This is a genomic window from Butyrivibrio hungatei DSM 14810, assembly GCF_900143205.1.
GTDB classification, from domain to species: domain Bacteria; phylum Bacillota; class Clostridia; order Lachnospirales; family Lachnospiraceae; genus Butyrivibrio; species Butyrivibrio hungatei.
Window position 1 is genome coordinate 460,241 of the sequence record NZ_FRDH01000003.1, and the last position, 21,735, is coordinate 481,975.

Here is a 21,735-nt window from a genome sequence, read left to right on the forward strand (position 1 = left end):
TTTCTTACAGTCTAAGAGCATCAATAGGCTTCATCTTGGCAGCTTTTCTTGCTGGATAAAGTCCAAAGAAAATACCTACCAGGATTGAGAAAAATGCTGCTCCAAGAACCGATGTTGGTGTAATGATTACCTTAAAGCCTATAACAGTACAGATAATGTGTGCTGCAACAATGCCCAGGATTATGCCAAGTACTCCGCCCAAAAAAGTAAGAATACACGCCTCAAACAAAAACTGTGACATAATTGCACCAGTCTTGGCTCCAATGGACTTTCTGATACCGATCTCTCTTGTTCTTTCTGTAACTGATACCAGCATGATATTCATAACGCCGATACCACCTACCACAAGTGATATTACAGACACCAGCAAAAGAAATGTGGATGCATATCCAAGGATGGTATCCAGTTGTTTTGAAAGATCAGCCATACTATAAGCAGTAATGGCATTATTAACACCTCTTAATCCATGCCTGTTTGTGAGAATGTCCTGAGCTTCTTTAACTTTTTTAGCAAGAACACCCTGATCTGCAAAAAGAACTACCATATCGTATCTGTCTGTATAATAGCCGAAATTCCCTGCCATTGCAGTATATGGAACTTCTATCTGGGCATAGTAATCTTGACCAGCCATAATGAACTCATACATTTCATTCATGTGGTCACGAAGGCCAACAATAGTATATGTTGCAGTCCTTCCCCAGCATGTGATCTCTACTTCTCTTCCGATACACTCCTCTGTTCCAAAGAGTTTTTTGGCATCATCAAGGAGCATAACGCAGACTCTCTGTCCACTTTCAACCTGCTGCCTGGTAAAATACTGTCCCTTTACCACCTCATTACCAAAGGCTCGTTCAAAAGATTCAGAGCCGCCCATAAGGTCGCATTCATAGGTTCCTCTTGTTCCTTTAACTTTTCCGCTGCCGCTATAGAAAGGAGACACACCTTTTATATCAGTGAGTTTTTCCTCTAAGATAGCAACATCATCTGGTCCTAGGTTATCTGATGTCTTTGTTCTATTAATACTGATTGTACCGTAATTACCTGCGATTCCATTGAGCTGACTCTGAACGAACTCAGTCATTCCGTTACCAAGAGCAACTACAGCGATTACCGCAGCAATACCTATGACGATACCAAGCATTGTCATAAGAGTTCGGTACCCATTACCTATTATCTGTTTAATCGCACTTTTAAAATATTCTTTAATCTGTCCCATGTTGTTACCGATTCATTACATGTTAACTACAGCTACAGCCATTCCTTCTGTAAGTAAAGAAGTATCTGATGTAATGATCTCATCTCCTTCATTAAGACCTGCTACGACCTGAGCATCTGTACTCGTTGTGATACCAAGCTCTACATCTCTTCTTGCAACTACGCCGTTATCAACTACATAAACATAATCACCAGTTTCATCTGTAAGAATGTACTCATAAGGAAGTACGATAGTGTTCTCAGCCTTTTCAGCGTGGATCTTGTTGTTTGCTTCTACTCCAAGGATAATGTCTGAATCTGGGTTTGTAACCTTAATGATAGTATCTACTACAGCAACGCCGTTGTTATTCTTGGTTGCTGCACCTGAGATCTTAGAAACCTCTCCAGCATATGCCTTGCCATTTATAGTGATATCAACCTTCTGTCCAACAGATATCTTAGGAAGGTCGCTCTTTGAAACCTGAATCGTGATCTCTACATTATCAAGATTTGCCATTGTAACAGTCTTAGTTCCAGCAGCAAGTGTTGCTCCCTCAACTACAGCGACCTCAGTTACAACACCATTGAACTCAGCCTTGATGCCTTCTTTTGCTTCCTGGATCTTGCTGATAGCATCTTCCTGTGTAAGCTGTGTTGACTCATACTGAGCCTTTGAAGCCTGAGCCTGTCCGCCATTGATCGTAGCAGCCTTAGCACTCTGAAGATGTGACTGTTCTTCCTGAAGTGATGTGATCTGTCTCTTCCATCCCTGAATCTCAGGATCATTTGCAAGAGCGTACTGAACGTCAGCAATAGACTCCTGTACTGCAAGTGACATCTGCTTGTTGCTCTCAGATATGTCACTATTGTTGTTATCATTTTCTCTTCTTGTGATATAGCCATCATTGCCATCAAGATATGACTCTGCTGAACCATCAGCGATACCATTCTGGTTGATATCAAGAGCTGTCTTCTGAAGGTCAGTAAGTGTCTGATTCATACGGCTTGTCTTATCTGTGATCTTGTTGTTAAGAGCATTGATCTCAGCTGTGATAGCATCAAGCCTTGCATTGATCTGATCTGGTGTCATTCCTTCAGCATACTTTCTGTCTGCTGCGCCTGTTCCAGAATATAAGCTGCTGTAAGAACCTTTAGCCTGTGTGATCGCAAGCTGTGCATTCTTCTCAGCAAGATCAAGACTGTCAGCGTCGTAAGTAAAGATAACATCTCCGCTCTTTACCTTGTCTCCAACCTTAACATTTACTTCATCAACTGGAGCTGCTACTTCAGAAAAATAAGTCTTTGTCTCTGCGCTCTGTACTGTTCCTGAGATAGAAAGGATATTTTCGATATCACTCTTTGCTACCTCTGTAGTCTGAACAGGCATTACCTGATTCTTTCCGCCAAATACAGTTTTTACAATAAAGAAAAGAACTATAAGCGCTACAACTCCGATGATCACATGCTTTTTCTTAAGCTTGAACTTCTTCTTTGCAGGCTTTCCCGCCTTTTCCTCATTTTCTTCCACTTCATCATAGATTTCCACGCCAGATCCTGTGGTTTCCTTTATTTCATTACTTACTTCTTTGATCTCTTCAAGTTTCTTATTATCAGCCATTTCATCCTCCATTTTTAAGCATACTGAATATCAGATAAACTTAATCCACATAATTTTCATTTATAATGTCACTCTTTATCTCTCCATCTGAGATAGTTATGATCCTTTTAGCCTGCTGGGCAATTCCAGGATCATGTGTGATAATGATCACTGTTCTTCCTTCTTTATAAAGTCTCTTTATAATACTGATGATCTCTTTGGTGGAGCCTGTATCCAGGTTACCAGTAGGCTCATCTGCCAAAAGAATCGGTGGCGCCTGAGCAATTGCTCTTGCAATAGCCACACGCTGCTGCTGACCACCAGACATCTCATTTGGTCTGTGGGTCTTTCTCTTCTCAAGACCAACACTGTTAAGAGCTGCATGTGCAAGTCTGTCTCTTTCTTTTTTGCTGACTCCTCTATATATAAGAGGAAGCTCAACATTTTCTAAAGCCGTAAGAGATGGGATCAGGTTAAAGCCCTGGAAAATAAATCCAATCTCCCTGTTTCTGACATCTGACTGCTCATCATCTGTCATATATGATACATCCTGACCATGCAGGTAATATTTACCGCTTGTAGGTGTATCAAGGCAGCCTAGCATATTCATAAGTGTAGACTTACCTGATCCTGACTGTCCGATGATGGCTACAAATTCGCCTTCACCTATAGTCAGGTTTACGTGATTTAATGCACGTACTTCATTTTCTCCCGGATTGTATATCTTACACACATCCTTAATTTCAACTAGTTTCTTCATAACCAACCTCTAACGTCGCATAAACCAAGTTATTTAGCCCAATATTTATGCGGAAACTCTTTCCTTTCGCTGTTCTTTTTACTATATGCTTTGCCGCAATAATAAATCAAGTACAATTCGTTCTGAAAAAATAAAATTTCTATGAAATCATAGAACTTATCAGCCAGTGAAATATATTTCACATCATAATTCACATTTTCTAGCTTTTACTTAATACACTCCTTTTACCTTCTTTTACACTTAAAATGCTACAGCACGATCGCCTACAGTAATATAAACGAATCTGCCAGTAGAAAATCTTCAAAATTTGTATTATAATTTTTCACTGCGTCTATATCTTGTATATTATGTCGTATTGTCATACAATATACAGTATAAATATGTTTTTTATTTCGAAAGGAGCAGTGTATGAAATCACCTGCAGAAATCGCAAAAAAATACGAATCAATTGGAGAATCTAAGGCAAATGCCCCTGTTGGCAAGACCTTTCTTTTAGCTATTCTGGCTGGAGCATTTATCGCTCTTGGTGGACTAGGAAGTCAGATCGCATCTCTTTGCTCTCCTGATCCATCATCAGCAAGAGTTATCAGCTCAGTAATATTCCCAATTGGACTTTTCATGGTACTTGTTGGAGGAGCAGAGCTCTTTACCGGCAACTGTCTTATAACGATCCCAGTTCTCTCTGGCAAAGCAAAGGTATCAGGAATGCTCAAAAACTGGGTTGTTGTATATTTCGGAAATATGGTTGGAGGCTTTATCATTGCAGCTCTCGCCGCTATTTCTCACATCTATTCATTTAATGGAGATGCGCTTGCCACTTCCGTAATAAACACAGCCATCACAAAATCAACTATTTCATTTAGTGATGCCCTTCTTCGCGGAATCTTATGTAACATTTTGGTATGCATGGCAGTATGGTGTTCTTTTGCTGCTGATGAACTTGCAGGAAAAGTACTTGCTCTTTGGCTCCCAGTAATGCTCTTTATCGTTTGCGGTTTTGAACACTGCATTGCAAATATGTATTTCATTCCTGCAGGAATGCTTGCATCTTTCGTTCATGGCATTCCAGCTGAAGGTCTTTCACTTTTTAATTTCTTTGTTACTAACCTTATTCCAGTAACTATCGGAAATATAATTGGTGGTGGCATCTGCGTTGGATCTATGTACTATGCGATCTATCTGAAAAACAAATAATGAAATTATATTTTTCTATATAAAACACAAAAGCCTTGCGCCATTACTAGCGCAAGGCTTTTGTCCCCTCTATACATAAACAAAAAAACCGCATAACACCCTATTTATTGAACAACGCTAAAATCAATGATATCTGCATCTTCTGTCTCAGCATAAAGTGAAGCCATAAATGAATCAGATTCGACCTGACCATTTTCATCAGCTTCTACTTCTCTGTAATCAGATCTATGGTAATACTTGGCATCTCCATTCGACTGATACTCAACGAAAGCCTCTTCGTCTATCTCAAAATAACCTGCTTTCATGGTATATTTCTTGATAAAATGATTACCTCCCACATAGAGGAAATCATCCTTTACTGACAGTGGATAAGCTGTTCCTCCTGCAGTTATATATCCTACGTATTCAGGAGCGCCAGCTTCATTGTACTTGTAGATCTCAGCATCGATAGCTGCCATATTCCCTGAATTATCCATCTTATAATCGTAGGTATACTCTGTAACCAGAAGTACATCTGTATCACCTATCCTGACATTAGCATAGGCCATGCCCGGGCTAAGTTTATTGACTATCTGTGTAAAGGTGTCACATCCTGAAATATCCATTGGGACATGCTCCTTTAACATCTCATTATATGCGCTGGCTTCTGTAGCAGAAGCTTCCTCCTTCGCTTCTACAATGGCCTGAGAAGTAAGAGTTGTAGCTTCCAGATCAGACACATCATAAGTTTCTTTTTTGCGTTCCCCGCATGCAGCAACAATTACAGCAAATACACTTACAACAAAAAAAGTAATAAAAATCTTGTTCCTCATACTCCCCTCCCTTATGTAAAATTGAATATGCACAATGTAAATTCTACAACAGTTTTTTCTCATAAAATCTAAAATAAGGATAAAGTAAATATAACCAAAAAAGAAACTCCACTAAAAAAGTGGAGTTTCTTGGCTTTGTACTATTGAAATAAAATTACTTAAGAATATTCATCATGATCTCGTTGCTGCGAGCCACGAACTTAGTCATAGCCTCACCTTCAAGAGGTGCATTCTGAATACGCGCAAGATCATAAAGCTGTTCACAGATAAGCTTGGTGTTATCATCATCACCATGCTCCATTATGTACTCAACAAGAGGATGGTTTGCATTTAAGATAAGTGTCTGACCTTCTGCACCGAAATCGCCCATGTTCATGCCATTCATAGCATACATCTTCATCATCTCGGCCATACGTCTTGACTCTTCTGAAACAGTGAGCATTGAAGACATCTTCTTATCCTTTAACTTTTCAAGTTTAACAGTAAGCTTGTCGTTCTTGAGAGCCTTCTTGATCTTCTCTGAAAGTTCTTTTTCCTTTTCCTCGAGCTCAGCTGCTACCTTCTTGGAAGTTTTGGACTTAAATGTATCTGTAAGGTCAGCATCGATTCTTGCAAAGCGGATACCTTCGTTCTTGGACTCAAGCTGCTGCATAAAAGGAACATCGATGTTGTGATTCATGATGAAAGCATCCATCTTCTGAGCCTTAAACATCTTAATGTACTGGCTCTGCTGCTGTTCATCTGTTACATAATAGATAGTACGTGGCTCTTTGTCCTCGTCCTTCTTATTATCTGCAGCATCCTTCTTGTCGTCTACTACTTCAGCCTCTACCTTGTTGCCGTTTTCATCAACTGCATCTTCCTTTGCAGCTGCATCCTCAGCCTCTTTGTTGATCTGAAGAGCTTCAGGAGTTGTAAGGTACTTGCCATCAAGATTCTTGAAGAGGATAAAGTCTGTCATCTTCTCGCAGAACTTGTCATCCCTAAGGCAACCATATTTAATAAATGGACTGATGTCATCCCAGTACTTGTCATAATTCTCTTTGTCTGTTTTGCAAAGACCTGCAAGCTTCTCTGCAACCTTTTTAGAAATGTACTCAGAGATCTTCTTGACGAAGCCATCATTCTGAAGTGCAGATCTTGATACATTAAGCGGAAGGTCTGGACAATCAATAACACCCTTAAGGAGCATCAGATACTCAGGAATAACTTCCTTGATGTTATCAGCAATAAATACCTGGTTATTATAGAGCTTGATAGTTCCCTCAATTGACTCAAATTCCATGTTGATCTTAGGGAAGTATAGGATTCCCTTTAAGTTAAATGGGTAATCCATATTGAGGTGGATCCAGAATAAAGGCTCCTTGTAATCGCGGAATACCTTTCTGTAAAACTCCTTGTATTCCTCATCTGTACAATCCTTAGGAGTTTTTGCCCAGAGAGGATGTGTATCATTAAGGAGCTGAGGTCTTCTCTTGATCTTGTACTCAAGCTCTGGCTCTTTATCCTCGCCCTCTTTCTTTTCAGGATGAACTTCTTCGATAACTGTATCAGAATCAAGCTTCTCACTTGCCTTGATAGTTTCTGTTCCTTCCTCGTTTTCTTTTGAAAGATAGATCTCGTAAGGCATGAATGAGCAATACTTCTCAATAACTTCTCTTGCCTTGTACTCATTGCAGAACTCAAGGCAATCCTCTGAGAGGTGAAGTGTAATTGTAGTACCAACTGTAGTCTTGCTGCCATCTGACATCTCGAAATCCGAACCGCCATCGCATGTCCAGTGAACAGATGCTGCATCTGACTTGTATGAAAGTGTATCGATATCTACTGAATCAGATACCATGAAGGTTGAATAAAATCCAAGTCCGAAATGGCCGATGATCTGATCTGCATTAGCCTTATCCTTATACTTGTTAAGGAAATCTGTAGCTCCTGAAAAAGCTACCTGGTTGATATATTCCTCAACCTCTTCTGCTGTCATACCAATACCGTTATCTGTGATCTTGATCGTCTTTTCTTTATCATTGAGTACAACGTCCACACGAGGCTTGAAACCATCTGGAAGTGTGTACTCACCCATCATATCCATCTTACGGATCTTGGTGATTGCATCGCATGCATTAGATATTACTTCTCTGTAAAAAATATCATGATCCGAATATAACCACTTCTTGATTATAGGGAACATGTTCTCGCTGTTGATTGAAAGATTACCTTTTTTTGAAGCCATGATTCTCACTCCTTTTATTTAAATAATCTACGGAAGCCACTAATTCCGTACAAAAGAAATTGTAAGACCGTCATGACTAAAAGTCAATAAAAAATTAGCACTCACAACTAATGAGTGCTAACAATTTCATCCAACCATGAATGGTAACTTTCTATTTTCTTTTTGGTCTAATCATGAGAAAATAGAAGAAATATAATCATGACATACGGAGCGATATTATGGCAAAAATAGCAAATCCAGAACAGTATGAGACATCAAAAGAAGCAAAGGGAGAGCTTAAGTACAGAGAACGTGGACGCATTCTCTTTTTTGGACTTCCCTGGACATTTACAACTTATGAGATCAGAGAAAATGATTTCACTATTATCAAAGGCTTTTTGACAGTTCGTGAAAACGACTGCTACATGTACAAGATCAGCGACGTTGAGATCACAAGAACATTTATGCAGCGTCTTGTAGGTCTTTCTACTATTACTCTTTACACATCAGATGTTACTGACCGTACTATCATCATGAAGAACATCAAACACGGACGTGAGATCAAGGATTTCCTTCTTCAGGCTTCAGAAGCAGCAAGAATCCGTCGTAGAACAGTCAGCATGCAGAATATCGGATTCGGAGCTGATGATATTCACGACGTTGATGATCTTGATAACTAATTAGTTCTATATTATTGGTATTTCTAGTAGCAGATGGTATTTAGTCTAAGTTCATATGGAGGTAGGTATGAAGGAACAGATGAAAAAAATCAGTTTTCACATGGCTATCAGAATGAGTATCCTTATGAGTCTTTGTCTTGCACTTGTTGGAACTCTTTCATCAGGTCACTTTACTATTCCAGGTTTCCTTTTAAGCTTTGTAGCAAGCACCATAATCAGCCTTTTGATAGGCCTCGTCATTCCAGTTGGCAAGATATCTAGTGATGTATGCAAAAAGATGAAAATGAAACCTCACTCTCTTCCAGAGAGATGCATGAGCAGTCTCATCTCAAATCTTATCTATACTCCGCTCATGACACTTATAATGGTATCACTTGCTTACACCATGGCTATAAAACAAAGTGGCGGCATGGCACAACTTTCATTCCTGCCAATGTTTTTAAAGTCACTAATTCTAACCTTCATCGTAGGTTACATTCTGATCTTCATCTTCATGCCTATGTTCCTTGGTCAGCTCATGAAAAAATACGGGCCAGGCAATGCACATTCTTGAAGTCAGGACGGTAAAGTGAAGGATAGGGAGTTTTCTGAGCTAATTATTTTTTCAGTGATACATAAGACAATCTAAAAACCTCAAATGAGAAGTTTCACCTCGTTCAGAACACTTCTCATTTGAGGTTTTTTTCTTGCCATGTATCATCTTCCAAAAATAAAATCGCTCAGAAAACTTCCTATCCTTTCACTTTACCTGTCTATGAAATTAAGATTGTTACCTGTTCCTCACCTTCATTACCTGCATCTAATCCAAAACTTAAATTGCAGGTAACGTTCTTAACTTGCTATTAAGTAAACTTCCTGAATCCATTACCTGCATCAACTTCAAAGCATGTATTGCAGGTAATACTTTTCCCAGCAAATCTTTAAATTCCTCGTATTCGTTACCTGCAATCCTTCAACTAGATGTAATGCAGGTAATCCCCCTTTCAGCAAGTTTAAAAAATCCTCCATTTTGTTACCTGCATTTCCTCTTATTCATAACTTTCAGGTAACAACTACCTCAACACTACAATAAAATTTGCTCAATTCTTTACCTGCATTCCCTTACTTTCTTGAATTGCAGGTAATCCCACACATTATTTACCTACAACATTTATCAAAAGTCCTACATCCCAGCCACATTCTATGATCTTAAGGCCAGCTAAAGAAGTAAAAACATAAGTTTTTTGATCGATTTATTTTTCGAAGTAGATACATGGCAATAAAAATGCTGAGCTGATAAGTGCTTTGAACAAGGTGAAACTTATCAGCTCAGCGCTTTTTATTGTCTTATGTATCTCTGAGAAAAATACGAGAGCAAAAAACTTATGTTTTACTCTTTGGCGTCCTCAACTCACAGAAGTTCCGGGTTGCACACACTTTTCAGCAACAAACTCAGAGTAGCTCATGCCAGCGTATTTTTTAAAACACCTGCTGAAGTAGTTTGGATCAGGTATCCCTACTTCAGAAGCTGTTTGATACATCTTGTAGCCGTTCTCTGCGTATTTGATAGCCTTCTTCATGCGAAGATCAGTCAGATATTCCACAAAGTTCTTGCCAGTGTCCTGCTTGAATTTCCTGGATAAATAGCTGGAACTAAATCCAAAGTTCTGAGCAATAAAGGCAAGATTAAGCTTAGAATCAGTGAAATTCTCTTTTACATACTTCTTGATAACCTCAGTAGCATTAGCTTCTCCAAGATTCCCCTCTTCGGAAATCTCTTCCTCAGACTCACCAGCAGACTTCAGTTCTTCAGAATAGGCTGTCTCACTACTTTCAAGTTTTTCTTTTGCCCTCTCCAAAACCTTGGTAACCTCAGCTCTCACCATAGGCTTTAACATATAGTCAAAAACAGGCAGACTTACGCACTTTCTGGCATATTCAAACTGGTCAACCGCCGTCATGATGATAATTATCAGATTAGGATAGCGGCCGGTTGCTACTGTTGTAAATTCAATTCCATCCATAAATGGCATATTGATATCAACAAAGGCTATATCAGGCCTTAGCTCATCAATAGTATTGATAGCCTCAATCCCGCTGGCAGCTTCGCCAACTACCTGCATGCCCAGGCTCTCATAATCAATTGATGCCCTCATGAGCTTTCTTGCAGACTCCTCGTCATCAATTATCATGACCCTATACGTTCTTCCCATAACCTTATTCACCCCTTGATGCCAATGCCGACTTGTTTGGAATGATAAACTCGATCTCAGTAAATTCCCCAATTTCACTTGCAATCCTAACTACGTCATCCCTGCCGGCATAATATCTTATTCTCTCAATAGTTCCCCAAAGGCCAAAACTCTCTGAGTCATTTGAATCCATCTCTTCCCTTTTTGAACAAAGGATCTTGTCTATATCCTCCTGCTTCATTCCAACTCCAGTATCCTTGACTGTCAGATGAAGTTCTCCATCCACAAGCTTACTGGTTATCTCTATTTTACCCTTTTCCCCCTTCATTCGTATACCATGGTAGATGCAATTTTCCACAAGCGGCTGCAGGATAAGCTTTGGTACCACAAAGTCCTGAGTTTTCTCGTCAATATGGTACTCATCCTCCAGGATATCGCCATATCGCAGCTTCTGAAGAGACAGGTAATCCTTAACTATCCATATCTCCCTTGAAAGAGGTATCTCCCTGTCTCCCTTACTAAGGAAGTTTCTGTAAAAGCTGCCCAGGGTTTCCAGAGCATCATGAACCTTCTCAGCTCCGGAATCCATGGCCATATATCCTATGGTCTCTATCGAATTATACAAAAAGTGCGGTTTTATCTGCTCCTGCAAAACTCTAAGCTCCGCCCTTTGCAGTGTCTGTTCCTTCTCAACAAGCTCATCAAACAGCTCATTTACATGGTCGATCATGCTGTTGTAGTCGCCCTCTAGCATTTCAAGTTCGCTGTAGGGCACCTCTACGTCAATCTTCCTTAGCTCACCCGACTTCTTATTATTCTCCATTGACGCAGACAGCTCATATATTGGATTGGTGATGGTCTGTCTTATGAAAAGAACTACATATACCGCAATGATCATAAATACAGTCAAAAGAAACAGTAGTACATACAGCATTCTAAAAGGAATGCCCTCCATACCGTAGGGTGATACCCTAAGTATCACTATAGGCAGGTTTGGCACCTGACAGCCAGACAAAAGCTGACTCTCGCCCCCGATCTTGATATTCCTGTACTTTATCTTTTCACTTAGAAAATAATCATCAAAATACTGCGCATAGCCCTTATTTCCTGCGATATAAGTGCCGTCATCTCCAAGGATACAGATATTATTGTATCGTATTCTAACGAGCATCCTCTCAAAGACGTTATTTGAAATATTCATCAGAAGAATTCCGGTTCTCTTCTGAGAGGATGTATCATAAATAGCTCTACCCACAGTAACTACAGCCTTTGAATCCTTTCTGGCAGCTATACCAAAGGTATCAAGGGACACCACAGTACTTCCAAAACCATCATAGATTTCCTGTTTCCACTCATTGCCATCCATGCGGTCATAGTCATAAATATACATAAAGTTCCTGGTGGCAAGCATTATCATATCTTCTCTAAATACCATGACAGTATCGACACCCTCAGTAACATTGAGAATATCCATAATACCGTACCTGGCATCATTTATCATACCTATATCAACGGAAAGTGTGGATGCTCTAAGGAAGGTCACAAGCCTGTCTTCAGTCATGATAAGTCTTGAAAGAGACATGTACTTTTCCATTTCAGAGCTGATATTACTTGAAAGAGTCCTAAGAACATTCTCCGAATCCCTCATTCCGTAATCTATCTGCTCTCTCTTGGTAATGACATAGGTTGCCAGCATAAATGCTGCAACAGTAGAAAGAACTATGCCCAGGATCACCTTCTTTAGGCTAGATGAAAGAGTCTTTTTCTCATTAAGTTCGTTAACACGCCGCCACAAAAACTTTCTCATATTCCCCCACAAACTAAAAAACGTTTATCCTATTATACAACAAATTTCAGCAGTACCCTCACAAAAAGGATACTGCTGAAAAAAAATCAACATTATTATGATCAGCCCTTAACAGCTCCGGCAATGAAACTTGAGGTGATCTTGCCACTTAAGAAGATGTAAACGATAAGTGTTGGGAATGTAGCAATTACAAGGGCTGCACCGATTGGTCCCCAGTCAGTTGTGTAGGCTCCGGAAAGTGCTTTGATACCTACAGGAAGTGTCCTGTGGAAGGAATCGGAAATAAAAACATTTGCAAACATAAACTCATTCCAGCACTGAAGGTATGAATAAACACCAACAGTAGAAAAAGCAGGCTTCATAAGCGGCAGAATGATCTTGAAGAATGTGCCAAACAGTCCGCATCCATCTATCCTGGCTGCTTCATCAAGGGCCATTGGAATCTCTGACATAAATCCTGTACAGATGAGGATTCCCATTGAAAGAGCAAATGCTGAATAAGGAACAATAAGTGTTGAATACTTATTGAGCCAATGTGCCTTGGACAAGATTACATATACAGGAACGATTGAGGCCTGAATAGGAATCGTAAGTCCCAGCATAAAGAATGCATTGGCAAGGCCGCTTAGTTTCCACCTGATCCTCGTGATAGCGTAGCATGCCATCAGAGCTGCCATGAGCGATATGCCAATGGCAAGAGTAGTTACAAGTAAACTGTTAAAGAAATACAGTCCCATGTTTCCTGTCTTCATAGCGGATGTGAAGTTAGACCACAACCAGTGCTTTGGAAGACCTATAATATTGGATCCAAATATCTCCTCATTTGACTTAAGTGAAAAAGTAAACATGAAGTATATTGGAAATAGATTTATGATAGCCCATATACCAAGGAATATGTATACAAAGACCTTGAGTATAGGCTTAGATTCTTTTAATGTATAGCTCTCCATATTTAATCATCCTTTTCCTTAAATGCTGCTGTGATAAGTAGTGCAAAGGCAAAGCACAATATGATCAGCATAACTGATATGGTACTTCCCATTCCGTATCTGTTTCTAAGAAACAGCATGTTCTCAAGAAGTGTACTTGGAACTTCAGTAGACTGGAATGGTCCGCCCTCTGTCAAAATACGAACAAGGTCATAGGTCTTAAGAGAACCTGTTACAGCAAAGATAACGCTTACCCTGAGAATTGGCTTGATTATTGGGATGATAATATATTTATCTACCTGCCACTTTGTAGCACCATCCAGCATTGCAGCTTCTCTAAGGTCGATGTCTACCCCTTTGACACCAGCGTACATAAGAAGCATGTGGTATCCAACATATTGCCAAACAGTTGGAACGATGATACTTCCAAGAGCAGTCTTAACATCTCCTACCCATACATGTTTTAAATGTCCCAGATTAACGGCATCAAGGAATCTGTTCAAAAGGCCGTAATCAGGGTTGTAGATCTTGAGCCAGAGCTGACCGATAACTACTGTTGAGATCAGAACCGGCATAAAGAATATTGATAAAAATGTCTTTTCTCTTTTAACACCTCTTCCAAGCAAAAGAGCCAGTAAAAGAGCCAGCGGTAACTGGATAAACACTGAAAAGAACGCCAAAATAAGTGAATTCTTGAGTGATGTTATAAACTTGATAGAACCGTTTGTGAAAAGCTCTATGTAGTTGTTAAATCCAATGAATGTCCCTTCTGAAAATCCATTCCAATCATACAAGCTTCTATACAAAGAAACAGCGATAGGTGCGATCAGAATGCTGATAAACAAAAGCAGACCAGGAAGTAAAAAGACGAAAATAGCAAGCCCCTTCTCTATATCTCTTTTTCTTCTTTGTTTTTTTATGTTTTTAATTTCTTCCATACACTAACTACCTTCCCAAAGCCTAAAAATGGTCCTTCCTGCTACAAAGGAGGAAGCGCAGGAAGGACCAAATATTCTAGTTAATTACTGAATGTCCTTAGATAATCCTTCGATAAACTGCTTGCCATCGAGGAGGCATCCATAAACCTGATCAACATATGAAAGATATGTGTTAGCTGAATCAGCGTTCATAGCTGTATCACCAAAGAGTACGTATGTGTCAGCCTTTGAGCAGATCTCTGCAACTGCCTTTGTAAGCTCGTTAACTGAGCTTGTGTCACCATAAGGTGTCCATGCAGGAAGTCCGCATCCATCAAGGTATCCATAGTGGCAGATAAGCTTACCAAGCTCGAAAGCGTAGTCAGCAGCTTTCTCAGCGTTAGGTGAAGAAGCTGAAACTGCAAGTGTATCTGAAGGTCCACCGATGAGCTGTCCAAGCTTAGCCTTGTCAGCGTTGATTACTGGGAACTCACTTACTCTTACCTTAGGGAAGAACTCTTCGTTTGCAGCGAAGTCTGCGCAGTTCCATGTACCATTCATGTAGAATGCATACTTACCAGCCATGAAGTTGTTCTTAACTTCGTCGTTTGTAAGACCGATTCCTGAAGGATCGAAGTAACCGTTAGTTACAAGTGCCTGGAATGTGTCAACAGCATCAGCTACGTCCTGGTTGTTCCATGTAGCTCTTCCAAGGAAGATGTCGTTAAGTGTATCTGCGCCAGCACTCTTCTCGATAACTGACTCAAGGTACTCAGTAACGCACCATGTCTCTTTTCCTGCACATCCGAAAGGAATGATTCCCTTAGCCTTAAGCGCATCACAGCAAGCGATGAACTCATCATATGTTCCAGGAATCTCGTCGTATCCTGCTTCCTTAAGAAGATCCATATTAGCGAAGAGACCAACGATGTTCATTGTTGTAGGAACACCATAGTGCTTTCCGTTATATGTTGTATTTCCAAGCATAACTTCTGGAAGTTCATCCTTGTAGTTCTGATAAGCATCATCAAGGCAATAAACCTTACCAGCATCTACGAAGTCACCAAGGAATGCACATGACCATGTAAAGAAGATATCAGGTAACTCGTTAGCAGAAACAGCAGCTTTGATCTTTGTCTTGTAAGACTGGTTCTCAAATGCTTCCCAAGTAAAGTTTACTTCAGGATGTGCTGCCTGCATGTCAGCGATTGCTGCTTCATAAGCGTGACGGTTAGAATCACTCTCTGTAGCAATACACCACATAGTAAGATCGATCTGCTCGCCACTATCTGTAGTAGCTGTAGCAGTGTCTGTTGTTGTCTCAGCTGGAGCCTCTGTAGCTGCTGCAGTAGCATTTGTGTCTGTTCCTGCATCAGATGAAGCTGGTGCACTGGTGCTGCCGCATCCAGCTATGGACAGAGCCATTACACCCGTCAACAACATTGAAACAAAACGTCTCATTTTCATAACTCACCTCTCCTTTTTTCATAAAAAAATGTGTGTGTGTTTATCTAAAGCGTTTGCCGCTTTGGAACTAATTAAGAGCTATTTTTGTCATAGGCCATGGATAGTCGATCGTAAGCTCATCCCCGTTTAATGTGTAGTAAAGATATGCATCTTCTATAGGATCATCATACATAAGTCTGATGCAGGAATTTTCTTCATCAACACTGTAATGTCCGTTAAAGAAGCCTTCTTCACTAAATTTCCCATCTTCTGTAAATACATATGACCAGCCGTTATCCTGAAGCCATGTTCCAACAATGCTGCCCTCAGTTTCTTTTCCGGAAAGCTTATATGTTGACTTCTCATAAAGAAGCATCGTGTCGCCTTCCATCTCATATCTGAGCTTTTCTTCTGAACCATCTTTGGCCTTCAGAGTGATATATGTATCATCCTTGGAATAAGAATAATCATTGCCCTTATATACTGCTTTACCATTATCATAAAAAGATACGACTTCTTCAGTAGGTTCGTAGGCATATGCCCAGCTTTCAGTTTTTTTGCCGCATCCCGTAGGAATGATCAGGAGTAGTAAAAAAGCGACTGCCAAAAATGTTCTCTTTGCTGCTCTCATTTTTTGTCACCTTCTTCTCACTTATTTTATAAATTAACTATAAACAAAGGGAGCAAAAGAATTAATGTAATTCTTTTACTTCATTAAGCACAATTTTTACTTTTTATCGTATACTTTTTTGTGCAATTTTTCACCAATTTAAATAAGTTTAGATGAGGCTATACAAAAGCGCATAAAAAATGCAGCAGATAATCTTACTTATCTGCTGCATTCTTTGTACATATTAACTATTACGATCTATCACATATTGTAATTGTCTTCTAAAGCCTTATTTCTTACATCAACGTAGTACTTTTTGTAGTTGTCCTGATCTACATATACGTCAATATATGAACCAAGCTCATAGAACTCATTTGGGTTAAAGTAAAGATTGTTACTCTTAAATTCAATCTTTTCTCCAGTTGCAGGATCAACATATCCGCAAAATACATTGTATGGATTCATACCATTTACTGTAATGAAGGTGTTAAGCTCAATGCCTTCAACTACAGCGTGGACAAGTCTTCCATTTTCCATAAGGCGTTTCTTTTTGCCCTCTCCTGAGGCTGTAACTCCAAGGATCGTAAAGCCAATGCTTCCAAATACAAGGAAGAAGAATCCAAATATAAGAAGGAAGAATATTGCTTCGCCCTTTTTCAAAACCTTTGTAGGATTTTTAGGGTCAACTACAAGGGTGATGGTGTTTCCCTCATAAGTTGATGAATCATAAAAATCAAGTCTGATGTCCTCGTAAAGTGTTCCGTTGTAAGTATAAGAAACAAATACTCTATAGTTTCTATCGCCATCACTATCCCTATATTCTTCAATCCTAGTTACTGTAGCTTCTATTTCATCGCCGCTATTTTCTGCTTTTGTAGTTGCTACAAATGCAATTATACCAATCAGTAAAAACACTACTGACAGTACTGCAAACACAGCTCCAACAATCCTTACTGTGTTAGCATTATTTGCTCTAGTTCTTATAACTCCTGAATTTCTCATGGTTACTCCTCTTTCCTTAGCGTATTTATCTATTAAGCAGTTCTTTTACCATCAAGACATTTTCCATGTCTTTCTTTTTATAGTCCACATCTATTCCTGTCACACTGCTTTCAAGCTTTGATAACTCATCAAGCTCATCCCAGCTTACAAGGCAGGCATGAAGCTTATTTTCTGTATCTTTAGTGATTCTGCTAATGCCCCCATTCGCATATAGCTCAGCTCTTTTCTTAAGTTCATCTTTTTCCATCTTCCTGTAGCCACAAGCATGATGGAATGCGTTCCATCTAAGGTGCTCTGATTTAGCAAGATTTAGTAGCATCTCCTCTGGTATGGTGTCCATCTTATCTACGCCAATCCTCTTAAGAAGGCTGCTAAGATAATCCGCACTTGCTCTAGAACTCATTCGATCAAAATATCTGCAATCTGCCCAGTTCTTTTTGGCCGATGCATCATTATGACAATACTGATGATTGAGCATTTTAGCAAAATCATCCATATGACCACCATACATGATATCTGCGTCATATAGTCCTGAACACTCGGTAACCTGGCCACTTTGGTATCTGACAACGCTGTCATTATTGCACTGATAAACTGGAATATCAATCTTACTACCTGACATAAGTTCCAGAATATTCATGGCAATCTCTCTGCCAACTCCGGAATCGCCTACTGCCACAACTATGTACTTAAGAGCCTTAAGCTCATTGCTTAGATACTCTGCAAACTGTCTGCTACGACCATCATATGGTTCAAAGGTAATATCATAATTTTCCAAAAGAGACTCATGTCTCATTCTAAAAAATCCGTCAGTATTTTTACCATTTGAGTCAAAGACCTTGATCCTGAAGGAGCTGCCTTCAAACTGGCCATTTTCTACGATCTTCTCAAGAATCTCCTGGCCTTTTCTTCCAAATCCAACAAGGAGCACATCTGTATCCTCAGTAGCTCTACCCTTCTCGTCAAAAGAAATTGCATCGCACAAAGGATACTTCTGTATAAGGAGTCTCGCCACAAGCTCAGCCTTATCAAATACCCTTACTGTACCATAACCATATTTTTCGCCATGAGCCTGAAGCGGTTCGCCATTATGTTCCTCATGTCCATAAAGAACCACCTCTGTCTGCTGAGGATCAATATCTGCATCCTTAAGGCATTTAAGAAGCTTCTGGGCATATTCGTAGTTAGCATCAATGTTGCGGGAAAGAGCACTGAGTCTTATCTTGCCTTTTCCTTTTTTAACAGAAAGTCTCTCTAGAAGCTTTCTATCCGGATTTAGAGCAACATTATCAGTATATAATAATCCTCCCATCTTGCTGATGTCAGACTCTTTTCCTGCGCTGCTTGTTCCGACAAACACTACAGACGCATGCTTGTTTTCAGCAAGATTTCTACCATAGGCTATGGAGTTACCTGTAATTCCATAGATAAGCTCTACGTCATTCACCTTAAGAAACCATGATCTTAATCTCTTCAAAGTTCCCTTGGCAACTGCCATGATGATAGCACTGGCCATTGAATAGTAGGCAAGGAAGTGAATAGCCCAGAACAGGACCATCCATGGTGAATCTTCCCCCGCAAACTTCTGAAAAGCAGCCACATCATTGATTCCGGCAAACATTCTGCCCACATCAACAATAGTCTCAAATACATCTGCAAAAAACGAGCCACTTCCATAGGCATTTGCTGCACCATACAAGCAAAAGCCACCTGTAGAAGCTATGAGAAAAGTGATCCCAAGCCACTTTTCTCTATTGTCCTGATTAACCGCCAAATACAAGATCACTGCAGTAAAAATAGCTGCAGCCACCACAATTACCGCTACATACCCCATGTTTTTAATCTCCAGTATCAGTCTCCAAAATACTTCTGATAAACATCCATAAGACTCTTAGTAGTTACATTCTCATCCGCTACCAAGGATACAGAGTCCCATAGCTTCTCGTTTAACTGCTTGTTCAAAGTAGAAACAAAGGCATCGTACTGTTCTCCAAAAACTTCTCTTTTTCTTTGAGCAACAATCTTGATCTTGTTGGCCTCAGTCTCTTCTCTGTTAAAGGTAGTTATGCACTTTATGATGGCAAAACCATCCTCTGTTTCCACAATATCACTGATCTCACCTGTTCCCAGATTGAATGCAGCTTCTTCATATACAGAATCTACTTCATGCTTGCCAAATGACATGGTTCCCTCATCCGCTTCGTTGTACTCAGACATAAGTTCTTCAAAGCTATTGCCCTCCTTAAGAAGCGAAAGAACTGTCCTTGCAGTTGCATAGACCTGCCTCTTGTCCACATCATTTAACGGAACCTTTTCGCCGGTGGCATCCAGTGTATAAGTCTTTAAAAAGATCTGCTCAACTGTGATCGTTCTTGCTTCATCATCACTGATCTCAGGATTGATATCCCTTATGATATACTCATATAACTTGTCCGCAAGAGCCTGCTGACAGTATATTGAGTTTATCTCAGCCTCTGTCACATTGTTCATTGCAGCAATATCTGCATCAGACAAAGAGCTATAGTATTCCTTAGCTGCAGTTTCAGCCAGTTCAAGCTCTTTCTCCGTAAGACTTATGCCTGTATCCTGCGCCAAAAGATTCATAGCCTTTATCTGGGCAATCTTGGCCAGCACTGAATCTTTTAGCCTCTGCTCAACCGTTCCTGAATCAGTCTCTTCCTGCCAGATTCCAAGACCAAAGGTATCCTCATAACCCTCCTGAGTATTAACAAGGTATACCATAGCCTCAGATAAGGTACATATGGAATCTTCTATTCTAAAGACCTCATCATTAGAAAAGCCCGTAGTAAATACAACTCTGGTATTCTCAATTTCATTACCACAGCCGGTGAGCGTGAATGAAGCCATCATAAATGTTGTCAAAAAGCATGTAAGTAGTCTGTGTCTTTTCATAGTTTGCTCATAATACTACGTGCGACAGAAATACCGTTGGCACTTGCCTGCTGAAGTCCTCTAGTTACGCCAGCTCCATCTCCGATAGCACGAAGTCCCTTGATACTAGTCTCAAAATCCTTATTTACGATTACTTTATTTGAATAGAACTTAACTTCAACGCCATAAAGAAGTGTCTCATCAGAAGCAATTCCTGGTGTTACCTTATCAAGCGCCTGGATCATCTCATCAAGATCCACCATGATCCTGTGAGGGAATACCAGTGAAAGATCTCCAGGTACCGCATCCTTAAGAGTTGGGATAAGGTTGTTTCTGCAAAGTCTCTCTTCTGTAGTTCTACGACCTCTTCTAAAGTCACCGTAGGTCTGAACTAAGATCTTTCCTCCGCAAAGCATGTTTGAAAGCTCTGCAATCTTCTTACCGTATTCAATAGGTGTCTTGAAAGGCTTAGTGAAATTCTTGGATACAAGAAGCGCAAAGTTTGTATTGTTTGTCTTAAGCTCTTTTCCCTTGTAAGCATGTCCGTTTACTACTGCAAGACCGTTCTCATAGTACTCAGTTGCAACCTCACCTGATGGATTAGTACAGAATGTACGAACCTTGTCATCAAATGTAGGTGTGTGATAGATGAGCTTAGCCTCATAGAGGTTCTCGTTAAGGAACTGCATAACTTCATCTCTTACCTCAACACGAACACCAACGTCAACTGTACCAGGCTTAGTCTCAATTCCGATCTCTTCACACTTGTCCTTGAACCAGTCAGCACCTTCTCTACCAACAGCACTTACGATCTCAGGTGCAGTGAATACATCACCCTTATCAGTCTTAATACCTGTTGCAGTTCCATCTTCTACAATGATATCTGTAACCATAGTATTGAACTGGATCTCTACTCCCTTATCAAGGATATGCTGCTGAAGCTTGGAATAGATCTTGTAACCTTCCTCTGTTCCAAGGTGTCTGATAGGGCACTCAACAAGCTTTAAGTTAGCATTGATAGCTTTTCTACGGATCTCACGGATCTCAGCTTCCTTGTCCACACCGTAAACGCTCTTGTCTGCACCAAACTTAAGGTAGATCTCATCTGACTCGTGAATGAGCTGTGTAGCAACATCATAGCCAAGGATCTCTGGGAGATTTCCTCCAACATCAGGAGAAAGAGAGAGCTTACCATCTGAAAAAGCTCCTGCCCCTGCAAATCCTGTTGTGATAGAACAAGGCTTACAACCAGCACATGTCTTTGTCACTCTCTTAGGACAATTTCTCTTTTCGATTGAACGTCCCTTCTCTACAATAAGAACCTTAAGATCAGGTCTCTTTTCCATAAGTTCATAGGCGCAGAATATACCACCTGGGCCCGCACCAATAATGATTACGTCATATTTATTTGCCATAAGAATAAATCCTCCTATTTCTATGTAAGCAACTCATTATAACATATATGAAATCAAATTTAAAAAGCATGGATCATAGGATGTATCACCATGATCCATG

18 protein-coding genes are annotated in these 21,735 nt (G+C 40.0%); 3 read left to right on the top strand and 15 right to left on the bottom strand.

All coding sequences use genetic code 11. The annotated features are described in order from the left end of the window. Positions 1-4: 4 nt before the first annotated feature. The 3 genes from BUA02_RS02200 to BUA02_RS02210 are packed head-to-tail and all read right to left on the bottom strand — an operon-like array spanning position 5 to position 3,551. Positions 5-1,216: an ABC transporter permease gene (locus BUA02_RS02200; RefSeq protein ID WP_072700585.1), complete on the bottom strand. Its 1,212-nt coding sequence runs from the start codon at positions 1,214-1,216 to the stop codon at positions 5-7. A gap of 15 nt (positions 1,217-1,231) precedes the next feature. Continuing rightward, complete coding sequence (locus tag BUA02_RS02205; RefSeq protein ID WP_072700587.1) at positions 1,232-2,812, bottom strand: efflux RND transporter periplasmic adaptor subunit; 1,581 nt, start codon at positions 2,810-2,812, stop codon at positions 1,232-1,234. Positions 2,813-2,852: 40 nt separating this feature from the next. Then, positions 2,853-3,551, bottom strand: a complete 699-nt coding sequence (locus BUA02_RS02210) for an ABC transporter ATP-binding protein (protein WP_072700589.1) — start codon at positions 3,549-3,551, stop codon at positions 2,853-2,855. A 408-nt stretch (positions 3,552-3,959) separates the two neighbouring features. Between BUA02_RS02210 and BUA02_RS02215 the strand changes: the two genes are divergently transcribed. Next, positions 3,960-4,745: a formate/nitrite transporter family protein gene (locus tag BUA02_RS02215; protein ID WP_072700591.1), complete on the top strand. Its 786-nt coding sequence runs from the start codon at positions 3,960-3,962 to the stop codon at positions 4,743-4,745. 104 nt (positions 4,746-4,849) lie between these two features. Here the strand turns inward: BUA02_RS02215 and BUA02_RS02220 are convergent, their stop codons facing one another. Both BUA02_RS02220 and htpG read right to left on the bottom strand, forming a co-directional pair. Then, a complete protein-coding gene (locus BUA02_RS02220) occupies positions 4,850-5,557 on the bottom strand; it encodes a hypothetical protein (RefSeq protein WP_071176752.1) in 708 nt (235 codons plus the stop codon). A 154-nt stretch (positions 5,558-5,711) separates the two neighbouring features. Next, positions 5,712-7,787, bottom strand: coding sequence for a molecular chaperone HtpG (gene htpG, locus BUA02_RS02225; protein WP_072700593.1), 2,076 nt, complete (start codon positions 7,785-7,787; stop codon positions 5,712-5,714). 218 nt (positions 7,788-8,005) lie between these two features. Here htpG and BUA02_RS02230 point away from each other — a divergent pair, with 218 nt between their 5' ends. Next, on the top strand, positions 8,006-8,446 hold the full coding sequence (locus tag BUA02_RS02230) for a PH domain-containing protein (RefSeq protein ID WP_072700595.1): 441 nt from the start codon (positions 8,006-8,008) through the stop codon (positions 8,444-8,446). A gap of 67 nt (positions 8,447-8,513) precedes the next feature. Next, positions 8,514-8,999: a hypothetical protein gene (locus tag BUA02_RS02235; protein WP_083572611.1), complete on the top strand. Its 486-nt coding sequence runs from the start codon at positions 8,514-8,516 to the stop codon at positions 8,997-8,999. 832 nt (positions 9,000-9,831) lie between these two features. Here BUA02_RS02235 and BUA02_RS02240 read toward each other — a convergent pair. The 10 genes from BUA02_RS02240 to BUA02_RS02285 all read right to left on the bottom strand — a co-directional run bounded on the left by BUA02_RS02240 (position 9,832) and on the right by BUA02_RS02285 (position 21,635). Continuing rightward, positions 9,832-10,638, bottom strand: coding sequence for a response regulator transcription factor (locus BUA02_RS02240; protein WP_072700598.1), 807 nt, complete (start codon positions 10,636-10,638; stop codon positions 9,832-9,834). Positions 10,639-10,642: 4 nt separating this feature from the next. Further along, positions 10,643-12,424 carry a sensor histidine kinase gene (locus BUA02_RS02245; RefSeq protein WP_072700601.1) on the bottom strand — a complete coding sequence of 594 codons (1,782 nt, stop codon included), beginning with the start codon at positions 12,422-12,424 and terminating at the stop codon, positions 10,643-10,645. Between the two features lie 101 nt (positions 12,425-12,525). Continuing rightward, entirely contained in the window at positions 12,526-13,374 is an 849-nt protein-coding gene (locus BUA02_RS02250; RefSeq protein ID WP_072700603.1) for a carbohydrate ABC transporter permease, read from the bottom strand. A gap of 2 nt (positions 13,375-13,376) precedes the next feature. Next, positions 13,377-14,291, bottom strand: a complete 915-nt coding sequence (locus BUA02_RS02255; RefSeq protein WP_072700605.1) for a carbohydrate ABC transporter permease — start codon at positions 14,289-14,291, stop codon at positions 13,377-13,379. Positions 14,292-14,375: 84 nt separating this feature from the next. Further along, positions 14,376-15,737 (bottom strand): ABC transporter substrate-binding protein, encoded by a 1,362-nt coding sequence (locus tag BUA02_RS02260; protein WP_072700607.1) that lies wholly within the window; start codon positions 15,735-15,737, stop codon positions 14,376-14,378. Between the two features lie 67 nt (positions 15,738-15,804). Further along, positions 15,805-16,347 carry a hypothetical protein gene (locus BUA02_RS02265; protein WP_071176759.1) on the bottom strand — a complete coding sequence of 181 codons (543 nt, stop codon included), beginning with the start codon at positions 16,345-16,347 and terminating at the stop codon, positions 15,805-15,807. A gap of 240 nt (positions 16,348-16,587) precedes the next feature. Continuing rightward, positions 16,588-17,328: a DUF3592 domain-containing protein gene (locus tag BUA02_RS02270; protein ID WP_072700609.1), complete on the bottom strand. Its 741-nt coding sequence runs from the start codon at positions 17,326-17,328 to the stop codon at positions 16,588-16,590. A 25-nt stretch (positions 17,329-17,353) separates the two neighbouring features. Beyond that, positions 17,354-19,162, bottom strand: coding sequence for a hypothetical protein (locus tag BUA02_RS02275; protein ID WP_072700611.1), 1,809 nt, complete (start codon positions 19,160-19,162; stop codon positions 17,354-17,356). Between the two features lie 17 nt (positions 19,163-19,179). Next, the gene (locus tag BUA02_RS02280) at positions 19,180-20,241 is read right to left on the bottom strand and encodes a peptidylprolyl isomerase (RefSeq protein ID WP_072700614.1); all 1,062 of its coding nucleotides are present in this window, start codon (positions 20,239-20,241) and stop codon (positions 19,180-19,182) included. Further along, on the bottom strand, positions 20,238-21,635 hold the full coding sequence (locus tag BUA02_RS02285; protein ID WP_071176763.1) for an NAD(P)/FAD-dependent oxidoreductase: 1,398 nt from the start codon (positions 21,633-21,635) through the stop codon (positions 20,238-20,240). The genes BUA02_RS02280 and BUA02_RS02285 overlap by 4 nt, the downstream gene beginning before the upstream one ends. Positions 21,636-21,735 lie beyond the last annotated feature (100 nt).

What these genes read in the sequence shown, in the direction of transcription:
- BUA02_RS02275 (WP_072700611.1), bottom strand. Translation starts at nt 19,162, where the DNA reads ATGGGGTATGTAGCGGTAATTGTGGTGGCTGCAGCTATTTTTACTGCA.
- BUA02_RS02260 (WP_072700607.1), bottom strand. Translation starts at nt 15,737, where the DNA reads ATGAAAATGAGACGTTTTGTTTCAATGTTGTTGACGGGTGTAATGGCT.
- BUA02_RS02210 (WP_072700589.1), bottom strand. Translation starts at nt 3,551, where the DNA reads ATGAAGAAACTAGTTGAAATTAAGGATGTGTGTAAGATATACAATCCG.
- BUA02_RS02280 (WP_072700614.1), bottom strand. Translation starts at nt 20,241, where the DNA reads ATGAAAAGACACAGACTACTTACATGCTTTTTGACAACATTTATGATG.
- BUA02_RS02200 (WP_072700585.1), bottom strand. Translation starts at nt 1,216, where the DNA reads ATGGGACAGATTAAAGAATATTTTAAAAGTGCGATTAAACAGATAATA.
- BUA02_RS02220 (WP_071176752.1), bottom strand. Translation starts at nt 5,557, where the DNA reads ATGAGGAACAAGATTTTTATTACTTTTTTTGTTGTAAGTGTATTTGCT.
- BUA02_RS02250 (WP_072700603.1), bottom strand. Translation starts at nt 13,374, where the DNA reads ATGGAGAGCTATACATTAAAAGAATCTAAGCCTATACTCAAGGTCTTT.
- BUA02_RS02255 (WP_072700605.1), bottom strand. Translation starts at nt 14,291, where the DNA reads ATGGAAGAAATTAAAAACATAAAAAAACAAAGAAGAAAAAGAGATATA.
- htpG (WP_072700593.1), bottom strand. Translation starts at nt 7,787, where the DNA reads ATGGCTTCAAAAAAAGGTAATCTTTCAATCAACAGCGAGAACATGTTC.
- BUA02_RS02245 (WP_072700601.1), bottom strand. Translation starts at nt 12,424, where the DNA reads ATGAGAAAGTTTTTGTGGCGGCGTGTTAACGAACTTAATGAGAAAAAG.
- BUA02_RS02265 (WP_071176759.1), bottom strand. Translation starts at nt 16,347, where the DNA reads ATGAGAGCAGCAAAGAGAACATTTTTGGCAGTCGCTTTTTTACTACTC.
- BUA02_RS02215 (WP_072700591.1), top strand. Translation starts at nt 3,960, where the DNA reads ATGAAATCACCTGCAGAAATCGCAAAAAAATACGAATCAATTGGAGAA.
- BUA02_RS02235 (WP_083572611.1), top strand. Translation starts at nt 8,514, where the DNA reads ATGAAGGAACAGATGAAAAAAATCAGTTTTCACATGGCTATCAGAATG.
- BUA02_RS02285 (WP_071176763.1), bottom strand. Translation starts at nt 21,635, where the DNA reads ATGGCAAATAAATATGACGTAATCATTATTGGTGCGGGCCCAGGTGGT.
- BUA02_RS02240 (WP_072700598.1), bottom strand. Translation starts at nt 10,638, where the DNA reads ATGGGAAGAACGTATAGGGTCATGATAATTGATGACGAGGAGTCTGCA.
- BUA02_RS02270 (WP_072700609.1), bottom strand. Translation starts at nt 17,328, where the DNA reads ATGAGAAATTCAGGAGTTATAAGAACTAGAGCAAATAATGCTAACACA.
- BUA02_RS02230 (WP_072700595.1), top strand. Translation starts at nt 8,006, where the DNA reads ATGGCAAAAATAGCAAATCCAGAACAGTATGAGACATCAAAAGAAGCA.
- BUA02_RS02205 (WP_072700587.1), bottom strand. Translation starts at nt 2,812, where the DNA reads ATGGCTGATAATAAGAAACTTGAAGAGATCAAAGAAGTAAGTAATGAA.